Origin of the sequence: Streptomyces sindenensis, from assembly GCF_014649035.1 — a bacterium.
Lineage (GTDB): Bacteria > Actinomycetota > Actinomycetes > Streptomycetales > Streptomycetaceae > Streptomyces > Streptomyces sindenensis.
This window is the reverse complement of sequence record NZ_BMSG01000012.1, coordinates 1-19,705: the sequence shown is the minus strand read 5'-3', so window position 1 is coordinate 19,705 and position 19,705 is coordinate 1. Positions and strand designations below refer to the sequence as shown.

Genomic DNA, 19,705 nt, shown 5'->3' with positions numbered 1-19,705 from the left:
GCTATCGGACTCCGGCGGGGGTACGGGCGTCGGACAGGTCGGCGGGCGAGGCCAGATGGCCCAGCACCGCGGTGGCGGCGGCGACCTGGGGCGAGACCAGGTGGGTGCGGCCGCCCTTGCCCTGCCTGCCCTCGAAGTTGCGGTTCGAGGTGGAGGCGGAGCGCTCGCCGGGGGCCAGCTGGTCGGGGTTCATGCCGAGGCACATCGAGCAGCCGGCGTGCCGCCATTCGGCGCCGGCCTCGGTGAAGACCTTGTCCAGGCCCTCGGAAACGGCCTGGAGGGCGACCCGCACCGAGCCGGGGACGACCAGCATGCGTACGCCGTCGGCGACTTTGCGGCCGTCCAGGATCGCGGCGGCGTTGCGCAGGTCCTCGATGCGGCCGTTGGTGCACGAACCTACGAAGACGGTGTCGACGTTGATCTCGCGCAGTGGCTGTCCGGCGGTCAACCCCATGTACTCCAGGGCCTTTTCGGCGGCGTGGCGCTCCGAGGCGTCCTCGTACGAAGCCGGGTCGGGGACGCTCGCCGACAGCGGCGCGCCCTGGCCGGGGTTGGTGCCCCAGGTGACGAACGGGGCGAGTTCGGCGGCGTCGATGACGACCTCGGCGTCGAACACCGCGTCGTCGTCCGTGCGCAGGGTCTTCCAGTACGCGACGGCGGCGTCCCACTCCTCACCCTCGGGGGCGTGGTCGCGGCCCTTGAGGTAGTCGAAGGTGGTGGCGTCGGGGGCGATCATGCCCGCGCGGGCGCCGGCCTCGATCGACATGTTGCAGATGGTCATCCGGGCCTCCATCGAGAGCTTCTCGATGGCGGAGCCGCGGTATTCGAGGATGTAGCCCTGACCGCCGCCGGTGCCGATCCGGGCGATGATCGCCAGGATCAGGTCCTTCGCGGTGACCTCGTCGGGCAGTTCGCCCTCGACCGTGATGGCCATGGTCTTCGGGCGGGCCATCGGCAGTGTCTGCGTGGCCAGGACGTGCTCGACCTGGCTGGTGCCGATGCCGAACGCCAGCGCCCCGAACGCGCCGTGCGTGGAGGTGTGGGAGTCGCCGCAGACCACGGTGGTGCCGGGCTGGGTCAGCCCCAGCTGCGGGCCGACCACGTGCACGACGCCCTGCTCGACGTCGCCCAGCGGGTGCAGCCGGACGCCGAACTCCGCGCAGTTCTTGCGCAGCGTCTCCAGCTGGGCGCGCGAGACGGGGTCGGCGATCGGCTTGTCGATGTCGAGGGTCGGGGTGTTGTGGTCCTCGGTGGCGATGGTGAGGTCGAGGCGCCGCACCGGACGTCCGGCCTGCCGCAGTCCGTCGAAGGCCTGCGGGCTGGTCACCTCGTGCAGCAGGTGCAGATCGATGAAGAGGAGGTCGGGCTCGCCCTCCGCGCGCCGGACGACATGGTCGTCCCAGACCTTCTCCGCGAGTGTCCTACCCATCGCTTTCCCTCCGGCCGGCGTCTTCGCCGGCCCAACTAGAGATCGGTGCGCCTCCGTCCGGACCCCCGTGCGGGGCGGTGGCTACGAGCCGTTGTGCGGCCGCCCCCACAGGTTCGCAACTTCCGCCGGAAATTGAACTTGCGTTTCACAGAGTGAGACGGGAGTATCGTCGTATGGACAACTCTAGCGGCGTCGGCGTTCTCGACAAGGCAGCTCTGGTATTGAGCGCCCTGGAGTCCGGTCCGGCCACCCTCGCCGGGCTGGTCGCGGCGACCGGGCTCGCACGGCCCACGGCCCATCGACTGGCCGTGGCACTGGAACACCACCGGATGGTGGCGAGGGATATGCAGGGCCGGTTCATTCTCGGCCCCCGGCTGTCGGAACTGGCAGCCGCGGCGGGCGAGGACCGCCTGCTGGCCACGGCCGGACCGGTGCTCACCCACCTGCGCGACATCACCGGCGAGAGCGCGCAGCTCTACCGCCGGCAGGGCGACATGCGCATCTGCGTGGCGGCGGCGGAACGGCTGTCCGGACTCCGGGACACGGTGCCGGTCGGCTCCACGCTCACGATGAAGGCGGGCTCCTCCGCCCAGATCCTGATGGCCTGGGAGGAGCCGGAGCGCCTGCACCGGGGCCTCCAGGGGGCCCGGTTCACGGCGACGGCGCTCTCCGGCGTACGGCGGCGGGGCTGGGCCCAGTCCATCGGCGAGCGGGAGCCGGGCGTCGCCTCGGTCTCGGCCCCGGTGCGCGGCCCGTCGAACCGGGTGGTCGCCGCGGTCTCGATCTCCGGGCCCATCGAGCGGCTGACCCGCCACCCGGGCCGGATGCACGCCCAGGCGGTCATCGACTCGGCGGCACGGCTGACCGAGGCCCTGCGCCGCAGCGGCTGACCCCGCCCGCCACCGCACTCCCCCTCCCCTCTCCAGCAGGCCGCTCCAGCGTCGTGGCGGCCCTCTTCTTCACCCGGTTCCTTACCCGCAGCCTTCTTTCAGCCGGACCGCCGCGCGGAGGACCGGTGAGCGAGCCGGTCCGCACCCCGGCGGCCCCGCGCGGCGATCGGCAGCACCCCGGTGGCCGCGGCCAGACCGGAGGCCGGCATGTCGGCGTAGATGCACTCGTAGCCGCCCTCGGGCACCACGTAGGTCTCGTGCCACAACCCCACGTGCTGCCGGGACTTCTTCTCCTTGCGATTGACGATCGCCCAGGCCTTGCGGTGGAACATGTCGGGAGCCGCCGCGTAGGCGTACAGCTTCTCCTTCGACTCCCAGTACTGGACGACGTGGTACGTGCGGGGCGAGCCGGTGAGCAGCGTGCAGCCGAGCAGCCCCCGGTCCTTGTTCCTGCCCAGCTCCCGCAGCATCCGCAGCATCGCCGCGAGGACCGGCAGCCAGTGGTGCACGCCCCGGAAGTGGTTGATGCGCATCCCGATCAGCAGGACGACGGCGTCGCCCTCGGCCGCCGCCGTCATCCGGCCCGGTATCGGTTTCGCGAACATGTCGTACCCCGATTCGTTGGAGAGTGGCGCTATCCAATGGTGGGATAGTGTCACTGCCCAAGGCGGGGCGCAAGGGAAGGTGCGGCGGATGCGACTCTCGGAACTCAGTGAGCGGAGCGGTGTCTCCACGGCGACGATCAAGTACTACCTGCGGGAGGGGCTGCTGCCGGCCGGGCTGCGGGTGAGCGCGACGCAGGCGGAGTACGACGAGGGCCATCTGCGGCGGCTCCGGCTGGTCCGGGCGCTGATCCAGGTGGGGCGGCTCCCGGTGGCGACGGCCCGCGAGGTGCTCACCCATGTCGACGACGAGTCGCTGGGCCGCACGATCCGTCTGGGGGCGGCGCTGTGGGCCCTGCCGCACGGTCCGTCACCGGACGAGGACGCCCCGGAGACCGCCCTCGCCCGCGCCCATGTGACCGAGCTGCTCACGGAGTTGGGGTGGTCGACCGTCCTGGAGCTGGGCGACCTCTCCCCGGTCCACCGGTCGCTGGTCGCGTCCGTGGCCACGCTCGTACGGCTCGGATATCCGTGTGACATCGGCTACTTGACCCGGCAGGCCCGGATCATGGAGCAGGCCGCGGTGCACGATCTGGACGAGATGGAGACGTACGACTCGGAGGCCGAGCAGGTCGAGAAGGCCGTCGCGTCGGCGGTGCTGTACGAGCCGCTGCTGATGTCCCTGCGGCGGCTGGCGCAGAGCGAGGAGTCGGCCCGCCGGTACGGCTTGTGACAACGAAGAAGGCCCTTCATTGAGGTGAAGGGCCTTTCCGTACTGCTCTGTTGTACCCCCGACCGGATTCGAACCGGCGCTACTGCCGTGAGAGGGCAGCGTGCTAGGCCGCTACACAACGGGGGCGTGGTTACTGCTGACTTGCGCTGGGCTACCAGGACTCGAACCTAGAATGACGGTACCAGAAACCGTAGTGTTGCCAATTACACCATAGCCCATGGTGAGACAAGTACCCCCGACCGGATTCGAACCGGCGCTACTGCCGTGAGAGGGCAGCGTGCTAGGCCGCTACACAACGGGGGCCCTAGCGATCCTGCATCGAGAGCGATGGGTGCGACCCATGATGTTCTCGCGGGAAGGATCTGTACCCCCGACCGGATTCGAACCGGCGCTACTGCCGTGAGAGGGCAGCGTGCTAGGCCGCTACACAACGGGGGCTTGTCCTGCTGGATACTGCTGGTCTTGCTGTACTGCGCTGGGCTACCAGGACTCGAACCTAGAATGACGGTACCAGAAACCGTAGTGTTGCCAATTACACCATAGCCCACTGAAATGCAACCCCTGGCGGGGGCTTCACTTCTGTCTGCGCTTCCCGGCCGGATCTTTCGGCCCGCTCGGGCGGCGCAGAAAGAACATTACCCGAAGGTGTCCGGCGCTCCAAAACGGGTATCGCCTGCCAGCAGCCCCGGCAGCTGGTCGAGCCCGGTGATCCGCACGAGATCGGAGCGTCCGCCCCTGCCCTGCCGGTCGAGCCAGATGCCGGTGAGCCCGGCGGCGACGGCGCCGCTCGCGTCGATGTCCGGCTCGTCGCCCACGTACGCCACTTCGTGCGGATCCAGCGCGAGCGCCTCGCAGGCCGCGTGGAAGGCGCCGGCCTCCGGCTTGGAGATGCCGAGTTCGACGGCGCAGACCATCGCCTCGAAGCGATCCCGGACGCCGAGCGCGGTGAGCTTGCGGTGCTGGTGACCGGTGCTGGAGTTGGAGAGGATCGCGTGCCGGTAGTCGGGCACCAGGCGGTCCAGGGCCGGCAACACGTCCGGGAAGAGCGACCAGGCGGCCTCGTAGTGGGTCACATGGCCGGCGAACCAGTCGTCGGCCTCGGCGTCCGTCAGGGCCCGCGAGAGGAACTCCCGCACGCGGTCCCGGCGCTGCCCGAGGAAGTCGGTCTCCCCGGCGGCGACGCGCGCCCAGTGCCGGACGGTGATCGCCTTCCAGGCGTCGAGGGCCTCGTCGACCGACGCGTACGCCTCGGGCAGTCCCACGCCCTCCAGGTGGAGCCGCATGCCGGTGCGGTCGGCGCCCGCGTAGTCGAAGATCGTGTCGTCGATGTCCCAGAGCACGGCGCGGATCGGCATGGATCTCACGGTAGCCGTCGGCGGGCCGCGGCGGAGGGCAAACGAGGAGGGCCGCAGCCGGTCGGCTGCGGCCCTCCTCGGAGGTGTCCGGTCCGGTTACCCGGCCAGCTTCGCCAGCGCGGCGTCCACCCGGGCCAGGCTCTTCTCGCGGCCCAGGATCTCCAGGGACTCGAAGAGCGGCAGGCCGACCGTGCGGCCGGTGACGGCGACGCGGACCGGGGCCTGGGCCTTGCCGAGCTTGAGGCCGTGGGCCTCACCGGCGGTCAGGACGGCGTTCTTCAGCGACTCGGGGTCGCTCCAGTCGGCCGCCTCCAGGTTGGCGCGGGCGGTCGTGAGCAGGGCCACCGGATCGCCCTTCATGGCCTTGGTCCAGGAGGCCTCGTCCTCCACCGGCTCGTCGAGGAAGAGGAAGTCGACGTTGTCGGTGATGTCGGAGAGCACGGTGACCCGGGTCTGGGCGTACGGGGCGATCCGGGTCCACTTCTCCGCGTCGAAGGCCTCGGGGGCCCAGGGTGCGAAAGGGGCCTTCAGCCAGGGGCCGCAGGCCTCGGTGAAGGTCTTCACGTCGAGCATGCGGATGTGCTCGGCGTTGATGTGCTCGGCCTTCTTGAGGTCGAAGCGGGCCGGGTTCGCGTTGACGTCCCCGATGTCGAAGGCGGCGATCAGCTCGTCCATCGAGAAGATGTCGCGGTCCTCGGCGATCGACCAGCCGAGCAGCGAGAGGTAGTTCAGCAGTCCCTCGGGGAGGAAGCCGCGCTCCCGGTAGAGGTTGAGGGAGGCCTGCGGGTCGCGCTTGGACAGCTTCTTGTTGCCCTCGCCCATGACGTACGGCAGGTGGCCGAAGGCGGGGGTGTCCTTGGCGATGCCCAGCTCGATGAGCGCCCGGTAGAGGGCGATCTGGCGCGGGGTGGAGGAGAGCAGGTCCTCGCCGCGCAGGACGTGGGTGATCTCCATCAGCGCGTCGTCGACCGGGTTGACCAGGGTGTAGAGCGGCGCCCCGTTGGCACGGACGATGCCGTAGTCGGGGACGTTCTCCGGCTGGACGGTGATCTCGCCGCGGACGAGGTCGGTGAAGGTGATGGCCTCGTCGGGCATCCGGAAGCGGACGATCGAGGTGCGGCCCCCGGCCTCGTACGCCGCCTTCTGCTCGGCGGTGAGGTCGCGGCAGTGGCCGTCGTAGCCGGAGGGCTTCCCGGCGGCGCGGGCGGCGTCGCGGCGGGTGTCCAGCTCCTCGGTGGTGCAGTAGCAGGGGTAGGCGTACCCGGCGGCGAGGAGCTTCTCGGCGACGTCCTTGTACAGGTCCATCCGCTGCGACTGGCGGTAGGGGGCGTGCGGTCCGCCGATCTCGGGGCCCTCGTCCCAGTCCAGGCCCAGCCAGCGCATCGAGTCGAGCAGCTGCTGGTAGGACTCCTCGGAGTCGCGCGCGGCGTCGGTGTCCTCGATCCGGAAGACCAGGGTGCCCTGGTGGTGCCGGGCGAAGGCCCAGTTGAACAGGGCCGTCCGGACCAGGCCCACGTGGGGGTTGCCGGTCGGGGAGGGACAGAAACGGACGCGTACTGATGCGTTAGCCACGCTTGATCACCTTGTTGGTGAGAGTGCCGATGCCTTCGATGGTGACGGCGACCTCGTCGCCGACGTGCAGGGGTCCGACCCCTGCGGGGGTGCCCGTGAGGATGACGTCGCCCGGGAGGAGGGTCATGGCCTCCGTGATGTGGACGACCAGGTCCTCGATGGAGCGGACCATGTCGCTGGTGCGGCCGAGCTGCCGCTGCTCGCCGTTGACCGTCGCCTGGATGGTGAGGTCGTGGGGGTCCACGTCGGTCTCCACCCAGGGGCCCAGCGGGCAGGAGGTGTCGAAGCCCTTGGCGCGGGCCCACTGCTTCTCGCGCTTCTGCACGTCGCGGGCGGTGACGTCGTTGGCGCAGGTGTAGCCGAGGATGACGTCACGCACGCGTTCGCGGGGGACCTCGCGGCACATGCGGCCGATGACCACGGCCAGCTCGGCCTCGTGGTGCAGCTCTTCGGAGAAGGAGGGGTACTCGATCGCGTCGCCGGAGCCGATCACCGAGGTGGTGGGCTTGAAGAAGGTGATCGGCGCTTCGGGGACCTCGTGGCCGAGTTCGGCGGCGTGCTCCGCGTAGTTGCGGCCGATGGCCACGACCTTGTTGGGGAGCACGGGGGGCAGCAGCCGGACCTTGTTCAGCGGGACCTTGGTGCCCGAGAGCTCGAAGTCGGCGTACGGGATGCCCTTGATGATGTCGAGGACGAGGTCACCGGATTCCACGGTGCCCTGCCCCTCGACGGCGCCGAAGGCGACATTGCCGTCGATGGAGAACCTGGCGATGCGCACGGGATGCTGTCGCCCCTCACTTGCTGGCTGGCTGAAGACTGACGCTCCAGGCTAGCGCCTCGACCGGCCCGGATCGCCCCGATAAGGAGCGTCGTCCCGTGCGTCCGATCGCAGGGCGGCCGGAGGCCCTCGCAGCGGAGCTACCAGGGCGTTCGGCCGACGCCGCGAGCGTGCGTGCCGGACGGCGCGACGGGGCGGTCCGGGCCGGGCGAGGCGTCGACGCCGTGAGGGGGCGCAGCCTCGCGCATGGCCCGGTGACCTACTGCGCGGCCGCGACCGGGGCTTCCATGAGGATCGTGCGGCGCGGGTTGGCCGTGACGTTGGGCAGGTCGGCGGCGTGCTCCGGCAGGAACGGCGTCTGCAGCGCTTCGGCGTCCTTGAGGTGCGCCAGCGTGGTGCGCCGGGGGTTGGCAATGTTGCGGAACATCGTCGTCGTCTTCATCTGCCGTCAGGACCCTGTCGGTGAGGGCGTCGCTCGTCGCGGCGCCGGCTTGTCGGATTCGCCATCCCTGTAAAGCGTCAGGCTAAACATCCGATTCCCCGCCGGAGCCGGGATGAGGCGACGATCATCATGTGAGTTTGCTCACGAACTAATCGACAATTGACTCATTTCGGGCGGCGGATCGCGGTCCCGGAAACGGACATTGCATCACTGAATCCACCATTCCGCTCCTGATCATCGCGACTGGGACACCCCCCACCCCTAGGCAAATCCTCCGCAATAGTCCGCTTTACCCACGATCACTCTCCACTGCTTGTTACTCGTTCATCACAACGTGTCACGCAGGTCACAGCCCGGTACATGGGCCTTGTTGGAGATCCTGCACTGTGCTGAAATTCCACGCACCGCCGCGGGTTTCAGGCCGGCGCGCAGGGGCGCAACGCAGCGCCGAGTGGCGGCGGGAGGGGGAAGTACGCCGGTCACTCACACGACCACCATGGGGCGCGTCCAGCGCCCCACGACGCCGACACCGTCCTGTCCGCACACGCGGGCGGGACGCCTGGTCCAGAGGTTGCGACGCTAGTGCAGGGACGTTTCAAGAGGGATGGCAGCGCTCCGGCGGAACAGGAGCCGCGCGGCGGGACCGACCGCGGTTCCTCGCCCCAGCACGCCCAGAACCCCGGGCCGGCCGCTGCCGGCGACAACAGCGACCGTGCGCAGCGCCCGGGCTCCACGACGAGCGGTGCGGAGCCGGACACGGCCGCACAGCCGCGGGGCCCTGTCGACACGGGCTCGCGAATAGCGCTCCGTAACTGGCGCATCAGTACGCGACTGGTCTCGCTCCTCGCCCTCCCGGTGGTCGCCGCGACCAGCCTGGGCGGTCTGCGGATCCAGGAGTCGATGACCGACATGCAGCAGCTGGAGCACATGCAGCTGCTGACGAAGATGACCAAGCAGGCGACCTCGCTCGCCCATGCTCTTCAGGTGGAACGCGACCAGTCGGCCGGTCCGCTGTCGAACAAGTCCAAGCCCACCGACTACAAGGTCACCGGGCCCCGGGACAAGACCGACCGCGCCAAGAACGCCTTCCTCGACGAGACCGACACGATCGGTGACTCCGAGGGCGACGAGTCGCTGGAGAGCATCCACGCGAGCATCTCGTCGATCGCCTCCCAGCTCGGCACCATCCGTACGATCCGCAAGACGGCGTACGAGGAAGGCGCACCGAGTCTCAACACGATCGACCAGTACAGCCAGCTGATCACCTCGCTGCTGAGCCTCTCGCAGGACATGGCGCAGGCGACCAGCAACCCGGACATGATCAAGCGGACCCGGGCCCTGGCGGCGTTCTCCTCCGCCAAGGAGTACGCCTCCGTCCAGCGCGCGATCATCGCCGCGGCGCTGCCCGGCGGTTCGGTCAAGGAACCGCACCTGAACCAGAACGACCGGCAGTTCGGCTCCAACGCGCTCGCCAAGGAGTCCCGCGCCCTCAAGTCGTTCAAGCAGATCTACGCGACGACCGGGCAGGGCGCCGAAGAGCTCATGGGGCCCCTGGAGAACGGCAACCCGGAGATCAACGCCGGGAACATGTACGCCAAGCGGATCCTGGACACCACGAACGGGATCGAGGGCAAGCAGGTCCGGTCGTACCTGGACTGGTACGACCAGAGCACCATCAAGATCAAGGCCATGGAGACGATCGAGGCCACCCTCCTGAGCGACATGGAGGCCAAGGCCCGCGAGCTGCGCCAGGCCTCCCAGCGCGACGCGATCGTCAACGGTGTGGTCATCTTCATCGTGCTCGGCGTCTCGCTCGTCGGCGCCTTCGTGGTGGCCCGCTCCATGATCCGGTCCTTGCGCCGTCTCCAGGACACCGCCACCCGCGTCGCCCAGGACCGGCTGCCCGAGCTCGTCAAGCAGCTCTCCGAGACCGACCCGCAGGACGTCGACACCTCCGTCGAGTCGGTCGGCGTGCACTCCCGGGACGAGATCGGCCAGGTGGCCGCGGCCTTCGACGACGTGCACCGCGAGGCCGTCCGCCTCGCCGCCGAGCAGGCCCTCCTCCGGGGCAACGTCAACGCGATGTTCACCAACCTCTCGCGCCGCTCCCAGGGCCTCATCCAGCGCCAGCTCTCGCTCATCTCCGAGCTGGAGTCGCGCGAGGCCGACCCGGACCAGCTGTCCTCGCTCTTCAAGCTCGACCACCTCGCGACCCGTATGCGCCGGAACGGCGAGAACCTCCTCGTCCTCGCGGGCGAGGAGCCGGGCCGCCGGTGGACCCGCCCCGTCCCGCTGGTCGACGTGCTCCGCGCCGCCGCGTCCGAGGTGGAGCAGTACGAGCGCATCGAACTGTCCGCGGTGCCCGCCACCGAGGTCGCGGGACGCGTCGTCAACGACCTCGTGCACCTGCTCGCCGAGCTGCTGGAGAACGCCACGTCGTTCTCCTCGCCGCAGACGAAGGTCAAGGTCACCGGTCACGCGCTGCCCGACGGCCGCGTCCTGGTCGAGATCCACGACACCGGCATCGGCCTCTCCCCCGAGGACCTCGCGGCGATCAACGAGCGGCTCGCGCAGCCGCCGACGGTGGACGTCTCCGTCTCCCGCCGCATGGGTCTGTTCGTGGTCGGCCGGCTGTCGCTGCGTCACGGCATCCGGATCCAGCTGCGCCCCTCCGACTCCGGCGGTACGACCGCGCTGGTCATGCTGCCCGTCGACGTCGCGCACGGTGGCAAGCAGCCGCCGTCCAAGCAGGGCTCCGGTCAGCAGCCCGGCGCCCCGGGCGGTCTGCTCGCGGGCAACGGCAACGGCAACGGTGCGGGCAACGCCCAGCGTGCCGGCCTCGGCAGCGGTCCGGGCGGTCCGGGCGCCAAGAGCCTCGGCGGCGGTCAGCGCGGCCAGGTCGGCGCCGGCACCGGTCCCCGGGCGGCGCTGCCGTCCCGGGACGGCTCGGCGGGCCGGCCGCAGGACCAGCAGGGCGGCGGCCAGCCGAACAACGGCGGCTCCGGCCAGGACTTCCCGGGCCAGGGCCCGGCTCCGCAGCGCCAGGGCGGCGGCCTCGCGGGCGCCTTCGGCAACAGCGCCCGGCTCGGCGCCCGCGGCCCGCAGGGCGACGTGCCCGGCCGCGGTGACGGTGCCCAGCCCAACCTGTTCGGGCACGGCGCTCCGGCGTCCCCCGGGCAGAACGGCCGCCAGGGCCAGTTCGCCCCGCAGAACCAGCAGGCTCCCTCCGGCTGGCAGAACCAGCAGGGCCAGGGCGGCCAGAACGGCCGGCCGAACCAGCCCGGCCAGGCTGACCAGCAGGGTCCCGGGGCGCAGCAGCCCCAGGGCCGCCAGGAGCAGGGCGGTTTCCAGCAGCCCGGCGGCCCCGGCCGTCAGCTGCCGCCGCCCGGTGGGCCGCGCGCCGAGCTGCCCGGGGGCAACCCGCAGCCGCAGCGTCCCGCCACCACCAGCTGGGGCGCCGACGCACCCCGCGGTCACGAGGAGCACGACGCGACCGGGCAGTTCGCCCGTCCGTCGGGCCCCGGCCAGGACCCGTCGTTCAACGCTCCGCCGAACCAGCGGCCCGCCGACGACCGCCAGGGTCCCGGGGCCACCTCCGAGTTCGCCCGGCCCGACTTCCCGGGCCAGGGGGGCGTGCAGGACCGCTCGTACCCGCAGCAGGCTCCGCAGGGGCAGGACCCGGCGAGCACCGCACAGTTCGCCCGGCCGGACTTCGGTGTCCCGCACCAGCCCCAGCAGGGCCAGGGGCACCAGCCGCCCGCGTCGCGCGGCGACGACTTCGGCGCGCCGCGTCCGTCCGCCTCCCCGGCGGGCGAGGCGCCGTACCGCCCGGCGCTCCCTCAGCAGCCCCAGCAGCCGGAGGCCCTGCCGCCGGCCGGGCCCGGGGACGGGCGTACGCCGCTGTACGACACGCTGGAGACGAACTGGTTCCACGGTCCGGGCCAGGGCGGTCAGCAGCCGCCCGCCGAACCTCAGGCGCCGGCCGCTCCGGATCCCACCGGGGTGCCGGTTCCGCCGCTGCCTCAGCGCGGTTCGGACGACGCGTCGGTCACCAGCTCGTGGCGGGCCTCGCCCAACGACGAACTCGTACGCCAGGCCGAGCGGGTCAAGAAGCCCGCCGCCGGCGGGGTCACCACTTCCGGGCTGCCTCGCCGTGTTCCCCGCGCCAATTTGGTTCCGGGGACCGCACAGCAGCAGAATCACCAGTCCGGACCTCAGGTTTCGCGCGCGCCCGATGACGTGCGCGGTCGTCTGACCAATCTCCGCCGGGGCATCCAGCAGGGTCGGCAGGCCAACAACAACGGCTCGCAGACCGGCAGTTTCCATCTCGGCCCCACTCACCAGCAGGAGCGTTAGTTGAGCCCCATGAGTCAGGCCGCGCAGAATCTGAACTGGCTGATCACCAACTTCGTGGACAACACCCCAGGGGTGTCCCACACGGTGGTGGTCTCCGCGGATGGCCTGCTGCTGGCGATGTCCGAAGGATTTCCGCGCGACCGCGCCGACCAGCTCGCCGCTGTCGCGTCGGGTCTCACCTCGCTGACCGCGGGTGCGTCCCGGATCTTCGAGGGCGGCGCCGTCAGTCAGACGGTCGTGGAGATGGAGCGGGGATTCCTCTTCCTCATGTCCATCTCCGACGGCTCGTCGCTCGCCGTTCTGGCCCACCCGGACGCCGACATCGGTCTGGTCGGGTACGAAATGGCCCTCCTGGTCGACCGTGCCGGCACCGTCCTCACGCCCGATCTCCGCGCCGAGCTCCAAGGCAGTCTGCTCCACTAGACGGCCATCCAGCGGATTCACGACAAGATCCCCCCAGGTAATGCCCACAACCCTCACCCGACAGGCCGCTTTAGTCCCCTCACCGGCCCCTTGCAGACGGCAAGCCGAGAACCTGCTGTCACGCCCGGAGGATTCATGACCCCGCCACCCGCCTCACCCGATCCGTACGGCGCACTGCACCACGCGTCGTACGACGGGGAAGGCGACCAGCCGCTGGTTCGCCCCTACGCCATGACCGGCGGCCGGACCCGGCCGCGCTATCAGCTCGCGATAGAGGCACTGGTCAGCACGACGGCAGACCCCGCTCATCTGGGGACCCTGCTCCCCGAGCACCAGCGGATCTGCCACCTCTGCCGTGAGGTCAAGTCGGTGGCGGAGGTGTCGGCGCTGCTGTCGATGCCGCTCGGCGTCGCCCGGATCCTGGTGGCGGACCTGGCGGAAGCCGGCATGGTGGCCATCCACCAGCCGGGCAACGGAGAGGCCGGCGGCGCGCCGGATGTGACACTGCTCGAAAGGGTGCTCAGTGGACTTCGCAAGCTCTAACGGCGGTACGGGCCGCGCCACCACCTCGGCGAAGATCGTGGTGGCGGGCGGCTTCGGCGTGGGCAAGACCACGTTCGTCGGGGCCGTGTCGGAGATCAATCCGCTGCGCACCGAGGCCGTCATGACGTCGGCGTCCGCGGGCATCGACGACCTGACCCACACCGGGGACAAGACGACGACCACCGTCGCCATGGACTTCGGCCGCATCACGCTCGACCAGGACCTGATCCTGTACCTCTTCGGTACGCCCGGTCAGGACCGCTTCTGGTTCATGTGGGACGACCTGGTCCGCGGCGCGATCGGCGCCGTCGTCCTCGTCGACACCCGCCGTCTCGCCGACTGCTTCCCGGCCGTCGACTACTTCGAGAACAGCGGGCTGCCCTTCGTCATCGCCCTCAACGGCTTCGACGGACACCAGCCCTACACCCCCGACGAGGTCCGCGAAGCGCTCCAGATCGGGCCCGACGCGCCCATCATCACCACGGACGCCCGGCACCGCGCGGACGCCAAGAGCGGCCTGATCACGCTGGTCGAGCACGCTCTGATGGCACGCCTGAAGTAGTTCCCCCACCAGGCACAAGTCGATATCGGTATACGGAAGTTGCAGTAGTCACGCGGGGGCGGCCTGTGTCGTTTGACACGATCCGCCCCCGCGTTCATAACGTTTCGACAGAGAATTGACTCCGCACCGCCACCCGATGCATCCGTTCGGTGCCACTGCGCTCACATGAGCCCCGCCTTTTGACGGGGCTCGCTCTTTATGCCCGATTTATCTGAGGTCTGGGCCACTCGGAATCAACGATTCCGAGTGTTTGGAACGGGGCCGGTCCCCATGCTGCAATTCGACGAACTCCCCAGTAGTACGGCCCTGAACGAAATAATCCGGCACAACGTAGGTGCCGACGCCGAGAGGTTGTTGGTCGAGTGAGGCGAAGCAACGAGGGCTCCGCGGCGCAGCCCGAGCGGGGCAACTTCACCCCGCCGCCGCGCGCTGCGGCGTCCCCTGCGGATGTGTCCGACCCGGAGTCCGCGGCTGCGGGCAGCGCCAGTCGGCTGTCCCCGCGCAACTGGCGGGTGGCCACCCGGCTGAACGCGATCCTCCTGATCCCGGTGCTGGTCGGCCTGGTCATGGGCGGCTTCCAGGTGAAGGGCTCCATCGACACGTGGGGCGAGGCCCAGGAGGCCGAGAAGATCGCCGTCGTCGTGCGCGCCGCGTCCGACTACGGGCAGGCGCTGCTGAACGAGCGGGACCTCACCGCCCAGCCGCTGCTCTCGGGCGACCGTGACGCCGATGTGGTCGAGCAGGCCCGGGCCACCACGGACGAGGCGGCGCGGAAGTTCGACGACGCGGTGAAGGACATGCCGTCCAAGCCCGGCCTGGAGCGCCGCCTGAAGCTCTTCAAGGGCGAGGAGCCCAAGCTTCCCGAGCTGCGCAAGGCCGCCTATTCGCAGGCCCTGGACCCGGTGAAGACCGAAGAGGGCTACGTCCAGGTCCAGCACTCGCTGATGGAGTTCTCCAACGAGCTCGGCCTCGGCACCGGCAACATCACCAGCTACGGCCGGACGGTCTACGCGATCGAGCTGTCCAAGGCTGCAGAATCGCTTCAGCGCTCGATCGGCATGCACCTCCTGGTGCGCCCGAGCAAGAAGCCCGACGTCTACGACGCCCAGGTCAAGGCCTTCGGCTCGTACAACTACCTGGAGCAGATCGCGCTCGGCGAGTTCAACTCCGGTGGCACCCAGGCCGACGTCGACCGCCTCAAGCAGGTCATGGCCGGCAAGGCCGCCGAGGGCGCCAAGCAGCTGAAGGCCGCCAAGGAGCAGGCCGAGGCCGCGGGCCAGCCCTTCGTGGCGCCGCCGAGCATCGACGGCTCGGTCTTCGACGGCATGGCCCAGGAGATCGGCAAGGGGCAGGACCCCTCGGAGCTGGCGAAGAAGGGCATCACGCCCGAGACCTGGATGGCCGCGGCGACCGCGAAGTTCGAGGGGTACGCCACCGTCGAGGACGAGCTGGTCACCAAGGCGGTGAACGAGGCGGCGAACATCTCGTCCGACGCCAAGACCGACGCCATCGTCGACGGCCTCATCGTCGTCATCGCCCTGCTGGCCGCGTTCATCCTGGCCGGGCTCATGGCCCGCCAGATGAGCCGCTCGATGCGCCAGCTGCGTACCGCCGCCTTCGGCATCGCCGAGCAGCGTCTGCCCTCCCTCGTCGACCAGCTCTCGCGTACCGACCCGGGCCGGGTCGACACCCGGGTGCAGCCGATCCCGATCACCACCCAGGACGAGATCGGCGAGGTCGCCCGCGCCTTCGACCAGGTGCACCGCGAGGCCGTCCGGCTCGCCGCCGAGCAGGCCATGCTGCGGGGCAACGTCAACGCGATCTTCACGAACCTCTCGCGCCGCAACCAGTCGCTCATCGAGGGCCAGCTGACCCTCATCACCGACCTGGAGAACAACGAGGCCGACCCGGACCAGCTGGAGAGCCTCTTCAAGCTGGACCACCTGGCGACCCGTATGCGCCGCAACGGCGAGAACCTCCTCGTCCTCGCCGGCGAGGAGCCCGGCCGCCGCTGGGACCAGCCGGTGCCGCTGGTGGACGTCCTGCGGGCCGCCTCCTCCGAGGTGGAGTCCTACGAGCGCATCCAGCTCTCCGGCGTCCCCGAGGCCGAGATCCACGGCCGGGCCGTGACCGACCTCGTGCACCTGCTCGCCGAGCTGCTGGAGAACGCCACCACGTTCTCCTCGCCGCAGACCAAGGTCAAGGTCACCGCGACCCGGCTGCCCGACGGCCGCGTCATGGTCGAGATCCACGACAAGGGAATCGGCCTCACCGCCGAGGACTTCGCCGACATCAACCACAAGCTGGCCAACCCGCCGACCGTGGACGCCGCGGTGTCCCAGCGCATGGGCCTGTTCGTGGTCGGCCGGCTGGCCGACCGGCACGGGATCCGGGTCCAGCTGCGTCCCTCGGGCGAACAGGCCGGAACCACCTCGCTGATCATGCTGCCGGACGTCATCACCCACGGTGGCGGTGGCGATCCGCAGGGCGCCCAGGACGACTTCACCGTCTCCTCGATCATCCCCGAGCAGCAGTCGGCCTTCGATCCGGCTCCGCAGCAGGCCCCGATGCGTACGGCGGCGGAGCTCGGCTTCGACGACTCGCGCTACGAGACCCCGGCGGACCCGAGTCAGCTGGACCCGGTCAACCGTTCGCTGATGCGCGAGGAGCGCAGGGCGGCCCTGGAGGCCCAGACGGCCGCCGGCGGCCCCTTCCCGGACAACGCCCAGGAACAGCAGGGCTACGCACCGGAGTCGTACGCGGGCGACCCGTACGGCGACCAGCGGCATCCGCAGCAGGGCTACGCCGAAGGGCAGTACGGCCAGGACCAGTACGGGCAGCAGCAGCCGCAGCAGTACCAGGGATCGTACGAGCAGCAGTACGGCGCCGGGGACGGCTACCCGCAGCAGGACCAGCAGGCACAGCAGCCGCAGGACGGCTACGCGGAATCGGCATATGCGGTCCCGGAGGGTCAGCAGGGTCAGTACGCCGACGCGTACCCGGCCTCGGCGGACCCGTCCCACCAGGACGACTGGCCTGTTCAGGACGGTTTCCGACACGGTTATGAGCCGATCGCCCAGGCCGAAGCGGAATCTGCTCCGAGCACGCCCGCGGAGTCTTCGGAGCGCGTAGGCTTCGACCGTCCGGGACCCACCCCGAACGTCGGCCACGAGCTGACCGAAGCCGGTCTGCCGCGCCGCGGCGGTCAGCAGCACTGGCAGCCCGGTCCCGGCGGCCGCGGCACCGACCAGCCCGCTCCGGCCCAGCGGCCCGGCCCGCAGCAGGAACAGCGGCAGGACCCGCAGGCGGACGGGGACGGCTCCGACGACTGGCGCTCGACGAACGACGAGCGCTGGGAGCGGGCCGAGAAGCTCCGTGAGCCGAAGGCGGGCGGAATCACCCCCTCCGGTCTCCCCCGGCGCGTACCCAAGGCCAACCTGGTCGAGGGCACGGCGGAGCAGACCCAGCAGGGCGGCCCACAGGTCTCCCGCGCTCCCGAGGACGTCCGCGGCAGGTTGAGCAACCTGCGGCGGGGGATCCAGCGGGGACGCAGCGCGGGGTCGGACACCAGTACCACCTACAACCAGGAGCGTTAGTGTGAGCCCGATGAGCCAGGCGGCGCAGAATCTCAACTGGTTGATCACCAATTTCGTGGACAACACCCCCGGGGTGTCGCACACGGTGGTGGTCTCCGCCGACGGACTCCTGCTGGCGATGTCCGAAGGTTTCCCGCGCGACCGCGCCGACCAGCTGGCGGCCGTCGCCTCCGGTCTGACGTCGCTGACCGCGGGCGCCTCGCGGATCTTCGAGGGCGGCGCCGTGAATCAGACAGTTGTGGAGATGGAGCGGGGATTCCTCTTCATCATGTCCATCTCCGACGGATCCTCGCTGGCCGTTCTGGCCCACCCGGACGCCGATATCGGTCTGGTTGGGTACGAAATGGCCCTTCTGGTGGACCGTGCGGGCAGTGTCCTGACTCCGGACCTCCGCGCCGAACTTCAGGGAAGTCTTCTTAACTAGTAGACAGACAGTGCGTTTCTCGCCACCGCGCCATAAAGTGCGGTGGCGCGGCCCCACTGGGATCGGCGACCGGCAGTCGGAGGAGGAAACGTGGCAGCACCCACAAGCGGGCACTCATACAACGGTGACCAGAGGGTTCCGGGTGAGCACGGTGACAACCGTTTCGGCTTCCCTGCCGCATCCGGTGGTCAGGGTTCCGGGCAGTATCAGCCATATCAGCAGCAGGAGCACCAGCAGCACGGTGTGCCCGGCGGCCCGGGGCCCGAGTGGCCCCAGCAGCAGCCGGGCCAGGGATGGCCGCAGCAACCGCAGCAGCGGCACGACACGTCCCAGCAGCAGCGCATCCAGCCGGTGCAGCAGCGGCGGGCTCCCGAGCCCGCCAAGCCCGCAGCGCACAACCCGCTGGTCCGTCCGTACGCCATGACCGGCGGCCGGACCCGACCGCGTTACCAGCTCGCCATCGAGGCACTGGTCAGCACGACGGCCGATCCGGCCCGGCTGCAAGGGCAGTTGCCCGAGCACCAGCGGATCTGCCGGCTCTGCATCGAGATCAAGTCGGTCGCCGAGATCTCGGCCCTTCTCTCGATCCCCCTCGGCGTTGCCCGGATCCTCGTCGCCGACCTGGCCGAGGCCGGACTCGTCGCTATCCATCAGCCCGGCGGCGACGAGGCCGCCGGCGGCCAGCCAGATGTGACACTGCTCGAAAGGGTGCTCAGTGGACTTCGCAAGCTCTAGCGGCGGAGCGGCCCGCTCCACTACCTCGGCGAAGATCGTGGTGGCAGGGGGCTTCGGCGTGGGTAAGACCACGTTTGTCGGTGCCGTCTCGGAGATCAACCCGCTGCGCACCGAAGCCGTGATGACGTCCGCCTCGGCGGGCATCGACGACCTGACCCACACCGGGGACAAGACCACCACGACGGTGGCCATGGACTTCGGACGTATCACCCTGGACCAGGACCTGATCCTGTACCTGTTCGGGACGCCCGGGCAGGACCGCTTCTGGTTCATGTGGGACGACCTGGTCCGCGGCGCCATCGGCGCCGTCGTCCTCGTCGACACCCGCCGTCTCGCCGACTGCTTCCCGGCCGTCGACTACTTCGAGAACAGCGGGCTGCCCTTCGTCATCGCCCTCAACGGCTTCGACGGACACCAGCCCTACACCCCCGACGAGGTCCGCGAAGCGCTCCAGATCGGACCGGACACCCCGATCCTGACGACGGACGCCCGCCACCGCGCGGACGCCAAGAGCGCGCTCATCACGCTCGTCGAGCACGCCCTGATGGCACGCCTGCGCTAGACCCCCCGCCGGTCCCGTACGCGAAAGGGCCCCGCACTCCCGAGGAGTGCGGGGCCCTTCGCGTGACGTCCGGCCGGGGTGGTCAGTCCTGCCAGCTGTGCGGGGCGCGGAAGCCCGGGGTGCGCTCCAGGCGGCGCCAGCCGGCGGTGTCGCGGCCCCGGTGGGCGGGGGCGGCCGGCTGGGCGGCGGCACGGGCCATCAGGACGGCGGTGATGGCCGCCAGCTCCTCGGGGGCCGCGTGGCCCTTCTCGACGCGCAGGACGGACTCGGCGGGGGTGAGGCTCATGGTGGGTGTCTCCGTCTTCTCAGCAGCTGTCAGGGACCGTGCGGCGGATCGCGCCGCTGCGGGGCGACTACTGCGGGGGGTTGCCGTGCTTGCGGGACGGCAGGTCGGCGTGCTTGTTGCGGAGCATGGCGAGCGAGGCGATGAGCACCTCGCGGGTCTCGGCGGGGTCGATCACGTCGTCGACCAGGCCGCGCTCGGCCGCGTAGTAGGGGTGCATCAGCTCGGCCTTGTACTCCTTGACCATGCGGGCGCGCATGGCCTCGGGGTCCTCGGCGTCCGCGATCTGGCGGCGGAAGATGACGTTGGCCGCGCCCTCGGCGCCCATCACCGCGATCTCGTTGGTGGGCCAGGCGTAGGTGAGGTCGGCCCCGATGGACTGGGAGTCCATGACGATGTAGGCGCCTCCGTAGGCCTTGC

General features: G+C 70.2%; 18 protein-coding genes and 5 tRNA genes. 10 read left to right on the top strand and 13 right to left on the bottom strand.

Annotated elements, in window-relative coordinates; translation table 11 throughout:
- Window position 1: 1 nt before the first annotated feature.
- Complete coding sequence (gene leuC / locus IE145_RS15470; protein ID WP_189525634.1) at window positions 2-1,429, bottom strand: 3-isopropylmalate dehydratase large subunit; 1,428 nt, start codon at window positions 1,427-1,429, stop codon at window positions 2-4.
- A gap of 173 nt (window positions 1,430-1,602) precedes the next feature.
- On the opposite strand from leuC, the gene ndgR reads away from it, so the two are divergent.
- Window positions 1,603-2,319, top strand: a complete 717-nt coding sequence (ndgR, locus tag IE145_RS15465) for an IclR family transcriptional regulator NdgR (RefSeq protein WP_006127859.1) — start codon at window positions 1,603-1,605, stop codon at window positions 2,317-2,319.
- Between the two features lie 98 nt (window positions 2,320-2,417).
- On the opposite strand, the gene IE145_RS15460 is transcribed toward ndgR, so the two are convergent.
- Window positions 2,418-2,924, bottom strand: coding sequence for a DUF4188 domain-containing protein (locus IE145_RS15460; protein WP_189525633.1), 507 nt, complete (start codon window positions 2,922-2,924; stop codon window positions 2,418-2,420).
- 88 nt (window positions 2,925-3,012) lie between these two features.
- On the opposite strand from IE145_RS15460, the gene IE145_RS15455 reads away from it, so the two are divergent.
- Entirely contained in the window at window positions 3,013-3,654 is a 642-nt protein-coding gene (locus IE145_RS15455) for a MerR family transcriptional regulator (protein WP_189525632.1), read from the top strand.
- A 53-nt stretch (window positions 3,655-3,707) separates the two neighbouring features.
- Here the strand turns inward: IE145_RS15455 and IE145_RS15450 are convergent.
- The 9 genes from IE145_RS15450 to IE145_RS15410 all read right to left on the bottom strand — a co-directional run bounded on the left by IE145_RS15450 (window position 3,708) and on the right by IE145_RS15410 (window position 7,801).
- A tRNA-Glu gene (locus IE145_RS15450) sits at window positions 3,708-3,780 on the bottom strand.
- 20 nt (window positions 3,781-3,800) lie between these two features.
- Window positions 3,801-3,872, bottom strand: a tRNA-Gln gene (locus tag IE145_RS15445).
- Window positions 3,873-3,884: 12 nt separating this feature from the next.
- Window positions 3,885-3,957 (bottom strand) — tRNA-Glu (locus IE145_RS15440).
- 62 nt (window positions 3,958-4,019) lie between these two features.
- A tRNA-Glu gene (locus tag IE145_RS15435) sits at window positions 4,020-4,092 on the bottom strand.
- Between the two features lie 37 nt (window positions 4,093-4,129).
- Window positions 4,130-4,201, bottom strand: a tRNA-Gln gene (locus tag IE145_RS15430).
- A gap of 88 nt (window positions 4,202-4,289) precedes the next feature.
- Window positions 4,290-5,009, bottom strand: a complete 720-nt coding sequence (locus tag IE145_RS15425) for an HAD family hydrolase (protein WP_189525631.1) — start codon at window positions 5,007-5,009, stop codon at window positions 4,290-4,292.
- Between the two features lie 96 nt (window positions 5,010-5,105).
- On the bottom strand, window positions 5,106-6,581 hold the full coding sequence (gene gltX / locus IE145_RS15420) for a glutamate--tRNA ligase (RefSeq protein ID WP_189525630.1): 1,476 nt from the start codon (window positions 6,579-6,581) through the stop codon (window positions 5,106-5,108).
- Window positions 6,574-7,359: a fumarylacetoacetate hydrolase family protein gene (locus IE145_RS15415; RefSeq protein ID WP_030715514.1), complete on the bottom strand. Its 786-nt coding sequence runs from the start codon at window positions 7,357-7,359 to the stop codon at window positions 6,574-6,576. Before IE145_RS15415 ends, gltX begins: the two co-directional genes overlap by 8 nt.
- Before the next feature lie 259 nt (window positions 7,360-7,618).
- Window positions 7,619-7,801: a hypothetical protein gene (locus IE145_RS15410; RefSeq protein WP_189525629.1), complete on the bottom strand. Its 183-nt coding sequence runs from the start codon at window positions 7,799-7,801 to the stop codon at window positions 7,619-7,621.
- Window positions 7,802-8,383: 582 nt separating this feature from the next.
- Here IE145_RS15410 and IE145_RS15405 point away from each other — a divergent pair.
- From IE145_RS15405 to IE145_RS15370, 8 genes are all read left to right on the top strand, one after another.
- Window positions 8,384-12,157 carry a sensor histidine kinase gene (locus IE145_RS15405; protein WP_189525628.1) on the top strand — a complete coding sequence of 1,258 codons (3,774 nt, stop codon included), beginning with the start codon at window positions 8,384-8,386 and terminating at the stop codon, window positions 12,155-12,157.
- A gap of 9 nt (window positions 12,158-12,166) precedes the next feature.
- Window positions 12,167-12,580: a roadblock/LC7 domain-containing protein gene (locus IE145_RS15400; protein ID WP_006127850.1), complete on the top strand. Its 414-nt coding sequence runs from the start codon at window positions 12,167-12,169 to the stop codon at window positions 12,578-12,580.
- A 135-nt stretch (window positions 12,581-12,715) separates the two neighbouring features.
- On the top strand, window positions 12,716-13,123 hold the full coding sequence (locus IE145_RS15395) for a DUF742 domain-containing protein (RefSeq protein WP_003966010.1): 408 nt from the start codon (window positions 12,716-12,718) through the stop codon (window positions 13,121-13,123).
- Window positions 13,104-13,685 (top strand): GTP-binding protein, encoded by a 582-nt coding sequence (locus tag IE145_RS15390; protein ID WP_073213974.1) that lies wholly within the window; start codon window positions 13,104-13,106, stop codon window positions 13,683-13,685. Before IE145_RS15395 ends, IE145_RS15390 begins: the two co-directional genes overlap by 20 nt.
- A gap of 362 nt (window positions 13,686-14,047) precedes the next feature.
- Window positions 14,048-17,281 (top strand): sensor histidine kinase, encoded by a 3,234-nt coding sequence (locus IE145_RS15385; RefSeq protein ID WP_189525627.1) that lies wholly within the window; start codon window positions 14,048-14,050, stop codon window positions 17,279-17,281.
- A gap of 10 nt (window positions 17,282-17,291) precedes the next feature.
- Entirely contained in the window at window positions 17,292-17,705 is a 414-nt protein-coding gene (locus IE145_RS15380; protein WP_006127847.1) for a roadblock/LC7 domain-containing protein, read from the top strand.
- A 90-nt stretch (window positions 17,706-17,795) separates the two neighbouring features.
- Window positions 17,796-18,440 carry a DUF742 domain-containing protein gene (locus tag IE145_RS15375; RefSeq protein WP_189525626.1) on the top strand — a complete coding sequence of 215 codons (645 nt, stop codon included), beginning with the start codon at window positions 17,796-17,798 and terminating at the stop codon, window positions 18,438-18,440.
- On the top strand, window positions 18,421-19,002 hold the full coding sequence (locus IE145_RS15370; RefSeq protein WP_014048542.1) for a GTP-binding protein: 582 nt from the start codon (window positions 18,421-18,423) through the stop codon (window positions 19,000-19,002). The genes IE145_RS15375 and IE145_RS15370 overlap by 20 nt, the downstream gene beginning before the upstream one ends.
- Before the next feature lie 82 nt (window positions 19,003-19,084).
- Here the strand turns inward: IE145_RS15370 and IE145_RS15365 are convergent, their stop codons facing one another.
- Window positions 19,085-19,288, bottom strand: coding sequence for an acyl-CoA carboxylase subunit epsilon (locus IE145_RS15365; protein WP_189525625.1), 204 nt, complete (start codon window positions 19,286-19,288; stop codon window positions 19,085-19,087).
- 67 nt (window positions 19,289-19,355) lie between these two features.
- A partial coding sequence (locus IE145_RS15360; RefSeq protein WP_308427814.1) for a carboxyl transferase domain-containing protein occupies window positions 19,356-19,705 on the bottom strand: 350 nt, incomplete at its 5' end.

Excerpts from the sequence above, each read along its gene's own strand:
- IE145_RS15365 (WP_189525625.1), bottom strand. The coding sequence starts at position 19,288 with ATGAGCCTCACCCCCGCCGAGTCCGTCCTGCGCGTCGAGAAGGGCCAC.
- leuC (WP_189525634.1), bottom strand. The coding sequence starts at position 1,429 with ATGGGTAGGACACTCGCGGAGAAGGTCTGGGACGACCATGTCGTCCGG.
- IE145_RS15400 (WP_006127850.1), top strand. The coding sequence starts at position 12,167 with ATGAGTCAGGCCGCGCAGAATCTGAACTGGCTGATCACCAACTTCGTG.
- IE145_RS15455 (WP_189525632.1), top strand. The coding sequence starts at position 3,013 with ATGCGACTCTCGGAACTCAGTGAGCGGAGCGGTGTCTCCACGGCGACG.
- IE145_RS15395 (WP_003966010.1), top strand. The coding sequence starts at position 12,716 with ATGACCCCGCCACCCGCCTCACCCGATCCGTACGGCGCACTGCACCAC.
- IE145_RS15425 (WP_189525631.1), bottom strand. The coding sequence starts at position 5,009 with ATGCCGATCCGCGCCGTGCTCTGGGACATCGACGACACGATCTTCGAC.
- ndgR (WP_006127859.1), top strand. The coding sequence starts at position 1,603 with ATGGACAACTCTAGCGGCGTCGGCGTTCTCGACAAGGCAGCTCTGGTA.
- IE145_RS15380 (WP_006127847.1), top strand. The coding sequence starts at position 17,292 with ATGAGCCAGGCGGCGCAGAATCTCAACTGGTTGATCACCAATTTCGTG.
- IE145_RS15410 (WP_189525629.1), bottom strand. The coding sequence starts at position 7,801 with ATGAAGACGACGACGATGTTCCGCAACATTGCCAACCCCCGGCGCACC.
- IE145_RS15460 (WP_189525633.1), bottom strand. The coding sequence starts at position 2,924 with ATGTTCGCGAAACCGATACCGGGCCGGATGACGGCGGCGGCCGAGGGC.